24 protein-coding genes are annotated in these 13,666 nt (G+C 45.7%); 22 read left to right on the forward strand and 2 right to left on the reverse strand.

All coding sequences use genetic code 11. The annotated features are described in order from the left end of the window. Positions 1-43 precede the first annotated feature (43 nt). The 8 genes from RS881_RS05855 (at position 44) to RS881_RS05890 (ending at position 4,089) form a co-directional block, all read left to right on the forward strand. Complete coding sequence (locus RS881_RS05855; protein ID WP_315820212.1) at positions 44-205, forward strand: hypothetical protein; 162 nt, start codon at positions 44-46, stop codon at positions 203-205. An 8-nt stretch (positions 206-213) separates the two neighbouring features. Then, positions 214-807, forward strand: coding sequence for a glutamate ligase domain-containing protein (locus RS881_RS05860; protein ID WP_315820213.1), 594 nt, complete (start codon positions 214-216; stop codon positions 805-807). Positions 808-848: 41 nt separating this feature from the next. After that, the gene (alr, locus tag RS881_RS05865) at positions 849-1,577 is read left to right on the forward strand and encodes an alanine racemase (RefSeq protein WP_315820214.1); all 729 of its coding nucleotides are present in this window, start codon (positions 849-851) and stop codon (positions 1,575-1,577) included. 26 nt (positions 1,578-1,603) lie between these two features. Then, positions 1,604-1,882: an alanine racemase gene (locus RS881_RS05870; protein ID WP_315820215.1), complete on the forward strand. Its 279-nt coding sequence runs from the start codon at positions 1,604-1,606 to the stop codon at positions 1,880-1,882. Between the two features lie 70 nt (positions 1,883-1,952). Continuing rightward, complete coding sequence (locus RS881_RS05875; protein WP_315820216.1) at positions 1,953-2,318, forward strand: signal peptidase II; 366 nt, start codon at positions 1,953-1,955, stop codon at positions 2,316-2,318. After that, complete coding sequence (locus RS881_RS05880; protein ID WP_315820217.1) at positions 2,248-2,631, forward strand: signal peptidase II; 384 nt, start codon at positions 2,248-2,250, stop codon at positions 2,629-2,631. The genes RS881_RS05875 and RS881_RS05880 overlap by 71 nt, the downstream gene beginning before the upstream one ends. Positions 2,632-2,852: 221 nt before the next feature. After that, positions 2,853-3,158 (forward strand): hypothetical protein, encoded by a 306-nt coding sequence (locus tag RS881_RS05885; protein ID WP_315820218.1) that lies wholly within the window; start codon positions 2,853-2,855, stop codon positions 3,156-3,158. Between the two features lie 46 nt (positions 3,159-3,204). Further along, complete coding sequence (locus tag RS881_RS05890) at positions 3,205-4,089, forward strand: hypothetical protein (RefSeq protein ID WP_315820219.1); 885 nt, start codon at positions 3,205-3,207, stop codon at positions 4,087-4,089. Positions 4,090-4,180: 91 nt separating this feature from the next. Here RS881_RS05890 and RS881_RS05895 read toward each other — a convergent pair whose 3' ends face one another. Further along, positions 4,181-6,097 (reverse strand): hypothetical protein, encoded by a 1,917-nt coding sequence (locus tag RS881_RS05895; RefSeq protein ID WP_315820220.1) that lies wholly within the window; start codon positions 6,095-6,097, stop codon positions 4,181-4,183. A gap of 43 nt (positions 6,098-6,140) precedes the next feature. Beyond that, entirely contained in the window at positions 6,141-6,542 is a 402-nt protein-coding gene (locus RS881_RS05900; protein WP_315820221.1) for a hypothetical protein, read from the reverse strand. Between the two features lie 233 nt (positions 6,543-6,775). On the opposite strand from RS881_RS05900, the gene RS881_RS05905 reads away from it, so the two are divergent. From RS881_RS05905 to RS881_RS05970, 14 genes are all read left to right on the forward strand, one after another. Beyond that, a complete protein-coding gene (locus RS881_RS05905; RefSeq protein ID WP_315820222.1) occupies positions 6,776-7,792 on the forward strand; it encodes a PQQ-dependent sugar dehydrogenase in 1,017 nt (338 codons plus the stop codon). Beyond that, positions 7,792-8,469, forward strand: coding sequence for a PQQ-dependent sugar dehydrogenase (locus RS881_RS05910; RefSeq protein WP_315824370.1), 678 nt, complete (start codon positions 7,792-7,794; stop codon positions 8,467-8,469). The genes RS881_RS05905 and RS881_RS05910 overlap by 1 nt, the downstream gene beginning before the upstream one ends. Before the next feature lie 436 nt (positions 8,470-8,905). After that, a complete protein-coding gene (locus RS881_RS05915; RefSeq protein WP_315820223.1) occupies positions 8,906-9,313 on the forward strand; it encodes a hypothetical protein in 408 nt (135 codons plus the stop codon). Beyond that, positions 9,310-9,678 (forward strand): hypothetical protein, encoded by a 369-nt coding sequence (locus RS881_RS05920; protein ID WP_315820224.1) that lies wholly within the window; start codon positions 9,310-9,312, stop codon positions 9,676-9,678. Before RS881_RS05915 ends, RS881_RS05920 begins: the two co-directional genes overlap by 4 nt. Positions 9,679-9,727: 49 nt before the next feature. Further along, positions 9,728-9,901 (forward strand): hypothetical protein, encoded by a 174-nt coding sequence (locus tag RS881_RS05925; protein ID WP_315820225.1) that lies wholly within the window; start codon positions 9,728-9,730, stop codon positions 9,899-9,901. A 19-nt stretch (positions 9,902-9,920) separates the two neighbouring features. Beyond that, positions 9,921-10,277 (forward strand): hypothetical protein, encoded by a 357-nt coding sequence (locus tag RS881_RS05930; RefSeq protein WP_315820226.1) that lies wholly within the window; start codon positions 9,921-9,923, stop codon positions 10,275-10,277. A gap of 123 nt (positions 10,278-10,400) precedes the next feature. Further along, positions 10,401-10,769, forward strand: a complete 369-nt coding sequence (locus RS881_RS05935) for a hypothetical protein (RefSeq protein ID WP_315820227.1) — start codon at positions 10,401-10,403, stop codon at positions 10,767-10,769. After that, positions 10,748-11,320, forward strand: coding sequence for a hypothetical protein (locus RS881_RS05940; RefSeq protein ID WP_315820228.1), 573 nt, complete (start codon positions 10,748-10,750; stop codon positions 11,318-11,320). The genes RS881_RS05935 and RS881_RS05940 overlap by 22 nt, the downstream gene beginning before the upstream one ends. A gap of 29 nt (positions 11,321-11,349) precedes the next feature. Beyond that, the gene (locus RS881_RS05945; RefSeq protein WP_315820229.1) at positions 11,350-11,562 is read left to right on the forward strand and encodes a hypothetical protein; all 213 of its coding nucleotides are present in this window, start codon (positions 11,350-11,352) and stop codon (positions 11,560-11,562) included. Then, positions 11,562-11,912 (forward strand): hypothetical protein, encoded by a 351-nt coding sequence (locus RS881_RS05950; RefSeq protein ID WP_315820230.1) that lies wholly within the window; start codon positions 11,562-11,564, stop codon positions 11,910-11,912. Before RS881_RS05945 ends, RS881_RS05950 begins: the two co-directional genes overlap by 1 nt. Further along, positions 11,897-12,100: a hypothetical protein gene (locus RS881_RS05955; protein ID WP_315820231.1), complete on the forward strand. Its 204-nt coding sequence runs from the start codon at positions 11,897-11,899 to the stop codon at positions 12,098-12,100. Before RS881_RS05950 ends, RS881_RS05955 begins: the two co-directional genes overlap by 16 nt. Then, positions 12,051-12,458, forward strand: coding sequence for a hypothetical protein (locus tag RS881_RS05960; protein ID WP_315820232.1), 408 nt, complete (start codon positions 12,051-12,053; stop codon positions 12,456-12,458). The genes RS881_RS05955 and RS881_RS05960 overlap by 50 nt, the downstream gene beginning before the upstream one ends. Positions 12,459-12,794: 336 nt before the next feature. Further along, positions 12,795-12,953, forward strand: a complete 159-nt coding sequence (locus RS881_RS05965) for a hypothetical protein (protein WP_315820233.1) — start codon at positions 12,795-12,797, stop codon at positions 12,951-12,953. A gap of 39 nt (positions 12,954-12,992) precedes the next feature. After that, positions 12,993-13,646 (forward strand): hypothetical protein, encoded by a 654-nt coding sequence (locus tag RS881_RS05970; RefSeq protein WP_315820234.1) that lies wholly within the window; start codon positions 12,993-12,995, stop codon positions 13,644-13,646. Positions 13,647-13,666: the final 20 nt, after the last annotated feature.

Below are 13,666 nucleotides of genomic sequence, written 5' to 3' on the forward strand. Positions count from 1 at the left end.
GGTCAATGAAAAGCTGCGGCTTTTCACGCATGTTAAAACGCTGGTGTATTGCAAAGATGCGCCGGAGATCAATGAAGGGGTCGCTACGTTATGGCAGCAATTCAATAAAGGAGGGAAGGGTAGTTTTGAGATATTCAACTGGAGTACGGTTACAGAAGCCACTTTACAGGTACTTACCATCTTTAAGGATGGGGTGCCACGCTGATCACGGCTTTGTATAAGGAACAAACGATCTCTATTACCATACCTTTTACAGATGATGCTTCGGTAGAGAATGCCATCCATTGCTGGTGTGTATTGCTGCACCTGGGTATACAATCGCGCCTTATTGGACAAAAGATGCTGCAATTGGGGCCGGTGGCCATGCGCCTGGAACTGAAGAAGGGAATTAACAATTGTTCTATCATCAATGACAGTTACAGTGCCGATCTTAGCTCCTTCAATATTGCGCTGGACTTCCTGTCGCAACAGCGGCAGCATGAGCGTAAAACGGTGATCCTGTCGGATATTTTGCAGAGTGGGCGTAATGAAAAAGAATTGTACAAAGAGGTGGCGCAGGCCCTGTCACAACGCGGCATCACTCGATTAATAGGCATTGGCGATAAGATGATGCAGCATCAGGGTATCTTCAGGTTATGCCCCATACCCGAGCTGGCTTTTTATCCTTCAGTTGAAAGCTTTAAACATGATTTTCATCACCTCGCTTTTCGCGATGAGACCATCCTGTTGAAAGGAGCGCGGGTATTTGAACTGGAACAAATAGACCGGTTGCTGGAGCAGAAAGTACATCAAACGGTATTGAAATAGACCTCAATGCACTGGCGCATAATCTCAAGCAATACCAGCAATTGTTGAAACCTGCTACCAGGCTAATGGCGATGGTGAAAGCTTTTTCTTATGGCAGTGGCAGTTATGAAATTGCCAATGCACTGCAGTTCCATAAGGTAGACTACCTGGCGGTGGCTTATGCCGATGAAGGGGTGGAATTGCGTAAAGGGGGCATTAACCTGCCCATCATGGTCATGAATGCAGATAGTTCGACCTTTGATGTGCTGGTACAATACAACCTGGAACCCGACCTGTATTCGCCGGGCTTATTACAGGCTTTTGAGGCATTTTTGAAAAGAGAAGGGATACGTCAGTTCCCTGTACATATTGAATTGGAAACGGGGATGAACCGGCTGGGTTTTTCACCGTCGGAACTGCCGGTGCTACTGGAAACATTGAAAGGGGATACTTTTATGGTGAAAAGCGTATTCAGTCACCTGGCAGCCAGTGAAGATGCGCAGCATGATGCTTTTACCCGGCAGCAGGCGGCTATTTTTGATACGATGGTGGAGCAGGTGCAGGGCGTGATCAGTTATCCTTTCCTGCGTCATATTTCCAATACAGCAGGTATTGCACGGCATCCTGATCTTCAACTGGATATGGTGCGGCTGGGAATCGGGTTGTATGGTATTGACAGTGCCAATACACATAAACTGGAGTTGAAAGAAGTATCTACACTGATAGCTACTATTGCGCAGATCAAACATTTGAAGGCAGGCGAAACGGTAAGTTATGGCCGTAGGGGGTAGTAAACCTGCATACCACGGTAGCAACGGTGCGTATCGGTTATGCGGATGGGTATCCGCGTAACCTGAGTAATGGGATCGGTAAAATGTGGGTGAAAGGAATGCTGGCGCCAGTAATTGGAACGGTATGTATGGATATGGTGATGATTGATATTACGGATATTCCGCATGTGCAGGAGGGTGATGAAGTGGTACTGTTTGGCCGGGAATTGCCTGTAAGCCAGGTAGCACACTGGGCGCAAACGATTCCCTATGAGATGCTGACAGGTATTTCGCAGCGGGTAAAAAGGGTGTATTTTGAGGAGTGAAAACAACCGTTTTTGACCAAGGAACTCCAGGGTGAAAGCATTATCTTTGAAAACTAAAAATTTTTGTACGGTGAAGATCAGAACGGTCGCTTTAATCATTATCGGTATCATAGCTATAGATCAGATATTGAAGATCTGGGTAAAAACCTCTATGAATTATGGTGAGCAAATACCCTTGATTGGCAGGTGGTTCCGCCTTTTCTTCATTGAGAACGAAGGCATGGCCTGGGGCTGGAAATTCGGTGGCGAATGGGGCAAACTGGCGCTTACTTTATTCAGGCTGGTAGCCGTGGTATTCGGTGTATTCTATATCCGTAGCATTGTACGAAAAAAAGTACCACCGTGGTTTCATCATTTGTGTAGCCATGATCTTTGCCGGCGCCCTGGGAAACCTGATCGACAGCATGTTCTATGGTCTTATCTTTTCGCCCAGTGATGATGGCCTGCCCCTGGCTAAATTGTTCCCTCAGGGTGGCGGCTATGCCAGTTTCTTGCATGGTAAAGTGGTGGACATGGTCTATGTGCCCATCATTGAAAATAAAACCCTCCCTACCTGGATACCTTTCTGGGGTGGCGAACGGTTTACTTTCTTTTCTCCCATATTTAATATTGCCGATGCATCTATCTCTATCGGTGTTATTGTCATACTTTTGTTTCAGCGACGCTTCTTTAAAAAACATCCGCACGAAGAACCACGTACTACAGTGGAAACTAATTCTCCGGTAAACGACACTGTTCAGGTTTTGTGAAAACAGCTGTGAGCTGTAAGGCAAGCTGTGCGCTTTGAGCTGCGAGCCTGGAAGTCTTGAGCGGGAGTTGATTGGGAATTTATTGATCTACATCATATACTTTCTGGCAGGCATTCATTAACAGCTTGGTATTTACTTCCGGCATGGCAAGGAAGGGCTTACAGGATTGATTTCTCTGGCCGGGCGATCAATGGTCTAATTGACTATTTAAACCCGTGGATATGAATCAAATACAGCGTATTGCTTTTTTGCTGGCTATGGTAGCCGGCATGGTGATCACTGGTTGTCAAAAGGAAACAAGCTTTGAGACCGGCAATGGTGGACCCCTGGGGCCAACGGCCTGGGCATTTAAGGAAGGGGGTAACTCCTTTAAGGGACCAATAGATACGGCCTATTACAACAGCACCGGGGCGTCAACTCCCTGGCCCTGGAAGGGGTATCGACGGACCTCAAAGATGATCTTTACCTGGAAATACTGGGCGCCAATATTGCCACAGGCACTTATGGTACCCCTCGGTAGTTTTTGAGTATTATGCCAATGGAAAGCTGCTGTACAGCAATGACCCGCTGGCTGTGAATAAGTTTACGTTAACCATTACCAAGATCAATTCAACGGAGGTGGCGGGCATCTTCTCCGGCGAAGTAAAAGATACCTCCGGCAATATCAAAACGATCACAGACGGTTCTTTTACCGCTAAATTTGGAACAGCCCCTCCCACGCCCAATACCTGCAAGTTGAGTAATATAGGCAGTTATGAATTGGGCAACGGTGCCAAAATAGGCGGTATTACCAGTTTCTTCAATGCGCAGAACCAGGTTATCAAAACGCTATTAACTGACAGTACCACACAGCCCGTGGGGATAGATTACGAATTTAATTTCAACTACACAGCATCACAGATCAATGTATCTGCCAATCAATATTTCAAACTGGATGGGGGTGGACGTATAACGGAATTCCGTGGTAATGCCGATCCCTCAGTGGATACTTCTTTGCGTGTGATCGTCACCTATTCGTATGATGGCAGTGGCTACCTGGCAACGGCTTCCCTGGCGCTGGAGCTTTTCCCAACGCAACCCGTACTTATTTACAATTATCAGTGGACGGGCAGCAACCTGGCCAAGGTTACCATGAACTTTATAACGGGTGAAAAATCGGTAATAGACTATCAATACAATACTACACCGGCAAAAGGATTCCTGGCATTTCATTCTAATCCGGAAATCATATTATTCCAGAATGCCGTGAACTTCGGTAAGAATTCGGCCAATATCCCGGTTAAATCCACCTGGACGGATTACCTGGCGAATGGTACGCCGGATGGAACGCCTGCTGTGTCGGAATTTAAGAACCATGTGTTTGATACCAATGGTTATGTCAAGAGTTTTGACATAACTGGCGATGGATCAGTATATGGTTCAGAGATCAGGCATGTGCTCTCGTATAAATGTTTTTGAGTAGAGTCGGAAAGTCAGTAAAGTCCGGAAGTCAGTAAAGTCGGAAAGTCAGTAAAGTCAGTAAAGTCCGGAAGTCAGTAAAGTCGGAAAGTCAGTAAATAGATTCGTAGTAGTTGAATCTGCTTACGGGCTTTCGGTCTTCCAAACTTTCCGTCTTTCCGTCTTCCCGACTTTCCGTCTTTCCGTCTTTCCGACTTTCCCGACTCTTTTCTTTATTCTCTTTCCAGCTTAAGTAACGCTTTATTGATGACCTGGTCTTGTTTTTGGATGCGCAGGATATAAGTGCCCGGTAGCACCTGCTCCAGGTTAGTGATGGATAAGGTATTGAACCCTTTATAGATCGTCGTGGATGTTTTTTGATCACCCTGCCATAGGTATCCAATAAACTGATGGTGACAAGGGTATTGCCAGGGCTTGTCAATTCAATATTGATCTTATCCCGGAAAGGGTTTATAATGCTCCTTACCGCAAATTCAAGGTTGCCACCTGTTAGCTGAATGACCCTACTGTATTTACTGGTTTTGCCATCTGTAATACGGATACGGTAATAACGTGGAGCAACCAATACCTGGGGATCGGTAAATTGATAGGTGTTACTTCCTGCCTGCTTGCCATTGAGGGAGCCAATCTTTGTAAAGTGCATCCTGTCTGTACTGCTCTCTATTTCGTACACTGTTCCATCCTCTTCATTGAAAGTGGTCCATTGGAGATGTCCCCGTTCATTGATTACCCTGCCCGAGAATGCCTGGATATCCGTTTTTACCAGTACGGTACAATTGGTAGTGGTGAGTGTTATGAGCGTGGCGGCCGTAAAGGAGCAACCATTGTCGTTCAGGTTAGCGGGCATGGAGGCGATGCGAATACGGTATCGTTCATTGTTGGTGCCCGAGTTGGCCAGGAAAGTAGGGTAGCTGGCTCTGTACTCATATTCTCCGGCATTCAATACCGGCGCTCCTGTTCCGCTTACACCTGTATTGGTCCAGGTGGCACCCCCATCGGTACTTCTTTCCCAGCGCCAGTGAATGTAGTTGGGGGAAAAGCAGCGGATATTGGCAAACATATCGATCGATTGCCCCAAACAAACCGTTAAAGAAGGTGAGGGCTGCAGGTCGAGATTGGGCGTACAGGTAGCCAGGGTCACATCATCAATGGCCCAGTCATTGCCTCCACCACCGGCTGCATTGTTGCGGATGGTGATGGTGAAAGTGGTTTGTGTGGGGCCCGTGAGGTAAACAAATCCTTTCTTCACCCACTGTCCGGTATACTTGAGGTTGCCACTGGTATAGTAATCTACCCCATCCACTGTAAAAGTGAGGTTGGGATTTACACCGGAAGAGTCCGGACCATTGAAATTGGGGTTGGCAAAAGGGACAGCCCCGGACGTCTCATAAGAAGGATCGCCGGTAGAATCACAAGCGCAATACCGGCAGATATTTTTGAACCAGGCTGAAAATTCATAGTAAGTGTTGGGGCATAAGCCTCCAACTGTTTGCTGGATGGCATTGCTGTTGGCATAGGCGGCATTTACCGCTACAAAATAACCACCATTGGCGCCAGGCGCCACCGGCAAATTGCCTGCAGCCGGGTCGGCGGCCCCGGTATGGTCGCCCATAATATCCCAAACTTTGAAAACCCGGTTAGTGGCATTCGGTATGGGCGAATTGGGATTGGTATTACCGGAAGGGCTCATATTGTTGACAATGGAATAGCTGCCATCTTCGGGTTGACCGGTAGCTACGTTCTGGAAAATAAAGCCGGGAACAATAGCAGAGGTGAGCCTGTTTTGGGTAGTGCCGTTACCAAAAGTGCCGCCATAATCGATCACGGCATTAGCGCCAATGGCATTGGCGCAGAGACCTGCATTCTGTTTCAGGGCAATGGTATACTTATTACAGGGGCTACTTACCTGGTTACTATTGTTTCGGAAATAAAAAGCGCCACCATGCAAATAGATGGAGCTTCCATAGGTCATGGATGGATTGACACGGATGCGAAAGGAGGCCGACATGATGCATACCCCTCTATAAAAGAAGGGCGTCCGTCTCCATGTATCAATCCCCCATAGGGTAAAGACCAGGGGTAGTACTGGTACAGGCACCGCCTAAACTAGCGCCGGTGTTATTGGTACTGCCCAGGTTGATGCGCAGGTAGCCTGCGGGATCATAGTAGGCAGGGTCATCTCCCGAAGCATCCGTGTAGGCTTTGAAAGTCAAGCCTTCATTGGTAAGGATCTTCAAACTGCCCGGAATATAAGTGGTGTTGGCGGGAATGGTATCTACATAGTGGGCACGGCTCACTGACCGGGCATCCCAATTGCCTACAGCAATGGTAGCGCGGATCTCTAAAGTATCTCCCGGTTCAATAGTGCCTCCGTTTAAACCTTTGGTAACGTTTACATAACTTTTACCAGTTTGCACAAGGGCCACCTGTGCAAGGGTTATCAGGGGTAACACTAAAGAACATATGCAGAGCAGTATTGGTTTTACTGGTAAATATGTTTTCATAAGTTTTGGATTGGGTACCTTATGGTACCATGGTTAAGCGTAAATGTATAACATGGGTGTCAAACCTACAATCGTATATATACTAGGTCCAGTGCGGGTTTCAGCTATTGTTTTACAGTTAAAAATTACCATTTTCGTAATGTTAAGATCGATAACCCGTTATACCCAACCTTATCCCGAATATGAAAAACAATATCCTGCTACTGCCCACCATTGGTATATTATTTTCTTTTTCTGCAATTGCTCAAAATGAACCTTTTACACGTACAGTTTTAAATGAAAAGGCGGGTGCTGGTAATTACCGGCTGGCACATCCTTTTGATATCGTGTACGGGCCGGATAACCATTTATATATTACAGAAAAAGTGGGTCGCATCTTACGGGTGGATACCGGTACAGGTGTACGGCAGGTAATTCTTGACATCCAGGGAAATGTGACGTTGAATATTACGCGGGATGGCTCCTTTCCCCATGCTGCCTCCAGCATTGGCCAGAATGGTATGTTGGGACTGGCTTTGCACCCTGATTTTAACAATGGTACTGATTCGATCTTTGTAGCCTATAGTTACAATGGCAGTAATATCAGGATCGTTCGTTATTTATACAATGGCGGCGCCTCTCCTTCGCTTACCAATCCCACCACACTGATACAAGGTATCCCTGCCGGGGGTGATCACAGCACTGGCAGGCTGATCATTGGTGCCGACAGAAAGCTGTATTATTCCTGTGGCGACCTGGGCAATAACCAGTTTAATAACCGGTGTACAGAAATACGCTCACAAAAACTGCCTACGCAAACGGATATAAATAATGGTACTTATACATTGTATTCGGGCAAGGTATTAAGACTCAACTTTGATGGGTCGATACCCGATGATAATCCGCTGTGGAATGGGGTGCGGAGCCATATTTATACTATCGGGCACAGGAATCCCCAAGGCCTGGTATGGGAGAAAAATCCTTCCAATGGGGCTACTTATCCTATACTTACACCGGGCGGTAAACTCTTCAGCGCTGAGCATGGCCCCAACACAGATGATGAAGTGAATAGCATCGAGAGTGGCAGAAATTATGGCTGGCCTTATATTGCAGGCGATACTGATGAAGTAAATTATCAATACGTAAACTGGTCTACGGCTACCAATTGTAACCAGGGATTTGTGGAAAGCCCTTTTATATTCCTTCCGGTGCTACAGTGATGCAGGAGAAAAATGCGCCTGCCGCAGTAAAGAGCCTTTTCAAGAAGCCGCTGGTAAAAGCCTATACGGTTTGTACTCCCTTACCTTCCTCGGTTTGTGAGATTGCCAATGGCTGGTTGAAATATCCTACTATTGCGCCCTCCAGTATTGAATTTTATAACCTCAACAGTGGCCGGGGTATCCCCAATTGGTATCCTTCTCTGCTGGTGCCAACGTTGCGTACGGGTATATTGTTCCGCTACCGGCTCAATGCTGCCAAAGATGCGATCATCGGCGATTCTGTTAGGTATTTCAAGTCGGACAACCGATACCGTGACATTGCACTAAGCCCGGATGGCAAAATATTCATTATTACAGATAGTATTGGCTCTACTTCAGGCCCCAGCGGCTCTAACAACCAGGACCTCGACAATCGCGGAGCGATCCTGGTTTTTGAATTTGCCGGTACAATCCTGCCCATCCGGGAGCACCCGGAAGACCTTCCCCGGAAATATACTACCAGTGTGTATCCCAATCCTGCCACCAGTTATGTACAGGTAGAAACAGAACCTGCTGTGCAGAAACCGATCCGCTACCGGCTGATCGATATGAATGGTAAACTGATCCTGGATGAAAAACAGCCAGGAACAATTTTACTATTGAAACGGGTCGTTTTAAAAGAGGGGTATATATCCTGAAATTGTACAATGGATATGGATCGGAGATCAGGATGGATAAGATCATTTTGCAATAAACTGTGGTCAAACGAAAATCTATTGGTAGTGCTGATGTGGAAAATACGGTAGTTGATATAATTTATTTTTTATCATATTGCAGGCTGCATGCAATATCTAAACATTATTGGTAAGGGTTAGGTGTTTAGAAGCATAAAATTAATTTTTGTGAGCATCTGTTTTAATTAATTTTAGTCGAACCCAAATCCAAAACTTGACTGCTAAGATCGTAACCTTATCTTTAGTGGGACAGTGCCTTTTTTTCATTGCCTGGTCCCAAAAAAATCATGACAGCATTCCAACGAGAAGGCTAGTACGTGATACCTTCCCTAACCAATTTCAGATTAAATCTGCGCTGAAGTATTCAAAAGTTGATTCGGCTGTGTTTAACAAGGCACTGTTGGAGCATAATGCTATCCGGGAAATAGCTGGTAATAAACTTCTCCCCGACTCCGGTTTAAGCAGAACAGCAAAAAAGCATATTCAAACTGCCATCTTATCGTTGGTAAATGATTCTACATTTAAAACACAACGGGCGCATGAGGCATTTGATTCCCTGGTGGTTCAAAAGCTGCAGGGAAATATCGAAGCCACGCTACGGGATGTAAAGAAGGCAGGGTCGGTTGATAAGTATGTAGGCCAGTTGAAGAAGCATTTGCCTATACGGGACTCTCTGAAAGTAGCACAGGAAATAAAGCAGTTGGTGAAGGATGCTTTCGTAAATCCGGTTAGTGTAAATAGCGCTGTTGTGAATTATCATGGTTCTGTAGAACCCTATTCTTTTATACTGGTCAGTCATCCGTTGTGAATGAAGTATCTGCATCGCTGGACCTGGGCATATTGGGCGTTCCGGTGTCCCTCGATTACCAGCGATTGGATTATTCGGTATTTCCTGGGAAAGGGATGAATAATTTTTCTATGGATTTTGACAGGAAGGATTATTTACGTGATCTGGGTAACAGGTTGCGTAAAACTGCAGACTTGAAAAACCTGTTGCCTGACGGTTCGGAGTTATTGGGGTCCATGAAACAGCAGGCTGCTAATGCTCTCCAAAATGATCTTAAAAACCTGCAGGAAAGTATGACGGGGTATTGGAAGGAAAGCTGCAGGAATTGGGCAATACAGAGGATCTTTTTAACCAGGATTTGTTTTCTATACAAAAGCGGCTGCTGAATACTAGTTACCTGCAAAAATAAAGGACTATGAAACACAGTATCTGCAATTGCAGGATAAGGTCAACAACGGCCAGCCGGTAGATGAGCAGGTGATGAGCAGGATTAAAGAAGGACTGCATCAATATCAAGGAACATTGGAGCTGATGGAAAAAGTAGCCGCCTGGCGAAAGCGGCTGGAGTCGAATGGGTTAATGAGAAAGATAAAGGAAGAGGGGTGCTGAAAAAGGAAAGCTGGATGAGTTGCTAAGCGATCCTGCTTCTGTAAAAATGCTGGCCAGGAAGTATCTTAACCTGAATGCTTTTCAAAAATTCTTTTTAAGCTTTAATAAGCTCAGCATGGGGCGCCAGGCTGTGTCATTAAGTCCATTTACCTTACAGGATCATATCAGTACGGGGGTACAGGCCGAGCTGGGTAATAAAAAGAATTATCTTTTCCTGGTTGCTGGCCGGCAGGATGATAATAATTCCCTGTATGATATGCCATTTACGAATGCGCTTAATAATACCGGTAGTTTTGTAAAGGTATTCGTATCGGTAAAGGCGAACTGGATGCTACGCATGCACACATCAGTTTTTCTCCTACCAACGCAACGATAAGATAAATACCGGTAATAATTTCAGTACTGTAAGTCCACAGAAGAATACGATAGTAATGACACTCAGTAACCGGCTGGATATCGGCGCCCGGGGAATATATCTGCTGAGATCTCCAAATCTTCCATGCAGTATGAAAATGTACGGAGTGCGGTGGATACATCACAGCAGGATAAATCGGCCATCAACCGGTTGTTGTCCGGCGACCATTTTTCCAAAAGCCTGGCCTTGTCAATGTCGTATGAAGATATGGTTGAAGATATCGGGCTTTCTTACCGCTTCTACGTAAAAAGTATTGCCAATGGGTATCAAAATCCTGGTAACCTGTATCTGCCAAGAGGAAGTAAGGAAGCGGGTATAGACTTCCGGAAAGATCTATTCAAGAAAGTGTTGCGTATTGGTATCCGTGGTGATCTGCGTGAATACAAGTATAACGATGAGTTGGAAAAAAATGGCGTAATACGAATCTTACATTGGATGCCCGGTGGAAAGTAACCAGGGGACAATATATCGGCCTGCGCTATCAGCCCGTACGATCCTTGCGTATTGAAGAAGGGACCCGGTACATACAGAATGCAGCAGACCGCTTTACAATCGATGGTAATTTCTCCCAAAAGATTGCCCGGTTGTATTATCGTAATTACCTGTCGGTCTCCTTACAAAATAATAAGTATGCGATTGCTGCTGATAAAATGGCCTTTAACAGGTCGGTGCTTTTTACCTCTACACAGAACATCACCATCCGCAGGCATATGCTGTACTGGAATACCAGCTATAATCATGTTGGTAACAATACTACCGGCTGGGTCTATTACAACTCTTCTTTGGTAACAGATGTGGGTTTTACGTATTCCTTGTTTGGAAAGGTGAGTGCTTCTTCGGCAATTGGTTACAATAGTATAGAAGGCTGGTATAGGCAGGCTGGTATAAAGCAAAACCTGTCGGGGCAATTGGGGAAAAGGTTTATGATGACCTTATACCTGGATGTTCGTAAAAACCTGCATGTAGAACGACCTGTATTACAGCGTCTGTTCAGGGGCGATTGAGTATTCAATACCTGATTAAATAATTACTAATGCGGAAACGGTTTCTGAAATACTTTTTGATGTTGATAGGCGTATGTGGCATTGTGACCATGTGCAGTGGACAAGTGGTGGTCACTTTTAACCCGGCAATATATGGACAAACCATGGATGGCCTGGCTTTGGCGCAGGTCATGAACTCTTCCGGAGGGGAGCTGCGTGGGTTTATTACCATCCGTGTCCGGGAAAACGGGGGCGGGAAATAGTGGTGATCCAAACTCCCTCTATGTTGTTCAGAACAGGGGAGACGCTGATCAACCGGACTGTTTATGCCAATAGTAAATTCATTTTTTCCCGTTCGGCCATGGGTACTATTGTGAATAATACGGGCCGTTTTCCGGAAGGTGACCTGGAGTATTGTTATGAAGTGAACATCGGGGAATCGAAAAATGCAGCACTGCCGGAAGTATTTGAGAATTGCTTTAATCATTTCAATCAGCCTTTTACGCCTTTGTTGTTGGTAAATCCAATAGATGGTGATGAAATATGCAACACAAGGCCGCAATTCATCTGGCAGCCCCTACACCGGTTTCTCCTGCCATGCGTTTCCGGTTAATATTGGCAGAATTGAAAGACGGACAAACAGCCATCCAGGCGCTCAGCAACAGTGTACCGGTTATTAACCAGGCCGACCTGTTGAGTAATAACCTGGCTTATCCTGCCCAGTTGCCCGACCTGGTTTTGGGAAAAATATGTGTGGCAGGTAACAGCCTATACCGGTACTTCCATCATCACGAAATCTGAAATATGGGCATTTACAATACGCTGTGAGGAAGAAAAGAAGAAAGAAGAGAAAGATTCTTACCGCGAATTAAAAGAGGTACCCGATGGCAGCTTTTATATAGCCAATCGTGTATTGCGTTTTTCCTGCACCAATGCGTATGCGGCTACACGGCTAAATTATTCCATTGTAAACCTGGCCCAGCCGGACGCTTTTGTGAAGCAACTGCCGGAACTGCAGTTGAATGCAGGATTAAATAAGTATGACCTTGATCTTTCTTCATTAAATGGATTCAAGGAAGGGCAGCAGTACCTGCTGAAGGTGGCATTGCCCAATGGGAGGATTGGTAGTTTACGTTTTATTTATAAAGACGAAAAATGAGCAACAGGCAGCTAATTGTTTTGGTGGTTAGTATTTGCATTGCAGGATGTACTGCCAGGAACCGGCAACAGATAACTATGGGGGTGAATGATAGGCGGTATATACAGGAAATTAAATCAGGTACAATAACCATTACGAGTCGATTATTGCCACAGGGGATCAGCAAGGGCCAACACCAACTGTGCAGCAAACTGGCGACTCAGCCAATGATCAGTTTTATTATTTCAATGTACGCATACGGCAAGAAAGTACAAAGCGTCCGGAGAAAGACCAATTGACTTACCTGGTTTTGATATCCAACGGGATTTTGAACTGGTACAGGCAGGGGATACGCTGTTGCCGGCTATTTGCCAGAAGATAGAGAATGGACAGGCAAACTTATATGAGTACATGATCGCTTTTCAACAAACAGACAGCATTGTTCCAAAAGATATAGAGCTCATTTATAACGACCAGGCTTTTGGCGTGGGACGCCAACACTTTACCTATAAATGACCCAATAACCAACAAATCCTAAACCTTCCGGGATATAACATGATGAAGATTGACAGACATCGGAAATTGATTGCCCGCTTTTTCCTGATCTTGATGGCGGCAGAACTCTTGTTGCCTCTTCGATCAGTGGCCTTAACGTCGGGACCTTCTCAACCTGAAATGACCGGGTTTCAACCAATAAGCGGTTCGGACCTGGTAGACCTGTTTACGGGTGACTTTAATTATAATATTCCTTTGATGGATGTGGGTGGATACCCCTTGAACCTTGCGTACCAGGCAGGCTCGGGTATGGACGATGAAGCCAGTTGGGTAGGATATGGCTGGGGCCTTAACCCCGGCGTGTTGAACAGACAATTGAGGGGCCTGCCAGATGATTTTAATGGGCAGGATATGATGACGCGTGAGATGAGTATGAAAGATCATATTACCAAGGGCGCTAAGGTTTCGGTGTCATTGGATTTCCTGGGTATACCCAAAGATAAGATCAAGGCCAAGGCCAAGAAGAAAAAGCAACTCAACCTGACACTTTCGCTTAGTCTCGGTGTAAAGTTTGATAATTACCGGGGTGTTGGTATGGAGCTGGGGGCCAACACGGGGCTTAGTCTTTCTAACTATGTGGCGGGAGATAAGACGGCAAAACCAACGGATACATTAAGTCTTTCCGGCACAAAAACCTGGGATCGGTGGGTTTGAACCTGAGTTCTTTGACGGCG

Source organism: Paraflavitalea speifideaquila (assembly GCF_032395985.1).
Taxonomy (GTDB): Bacteria; Bacteroidota; Bacteroidia; order Chitinophagales; family Chitinophagaceae; genus Paraflavitalea; species Paraflavitalea speifideaquila.

Bases quoted from the DNA above. Each gene is read 5' to 3' on its own strand.
- RS881_RS05880 (WP_315820217.1), top strand. From the start codon at position 2,248: ATGATCTTTGCCGGCGCCCTGGGAAACCTGATCGACAGCATGTTCTAT.
- RS881_RS05885 (WP_315820218.1), top strand. From the start codon at position 2,853: ATGAATCAAATACAGCGTATTGCTTTTTTGCTGGCTATGGTAGCCGGC.
- RS881_RS05895 (WP_315820220.1), bottom strand. From the start codon at position 6,097: ATGTCGGCCTCCTTTCGCATCCGTGTCAATCCATCCATGACCTATGGA.
- RS881_RS05905 (WP_315820222.1), top strand. From the start codon at position 6,776: ATGAAAAACAATATCCTGCTACTGCCCACCATTGGTATATTATTTTCT.
- RS881_RS05910 (WP_315824370.1), top strand. From the start codon at position 7,792: ATGCAGGAGAAAAATGCGCCTGCCGCAGTAAAGAGCCTTTTCAAGAAG.
- RS881_RS05935 (WP_315820227.1), top strand. From the start codon at position 10,401: ATGCAGTATGAAAATGTACGGAGTGCGGTGGATACATCACAGCAGGAT.
- RS881_RS05945 (WP_315820229.1), top strand. From the start codon at position 11,350: ATGCGGAAACGGTTTCTGAAATACTTTTTGATGTTGATAGGCGTATGT.
- RS881_RS05955 (WP_315820231.1), top strand. From the start codon at position 11,897: ATGCGTTTCCGGTTAATATTGGCAGAATTGAAAGACGGACAAACAGCC.
- RS881_RS05970 (WP_315820234.1), top strand. From the start codon at position 12,993: ATGATGAAGATTGACAGACATCGGAAATTGATTGCCCGCTTTTTCCTG.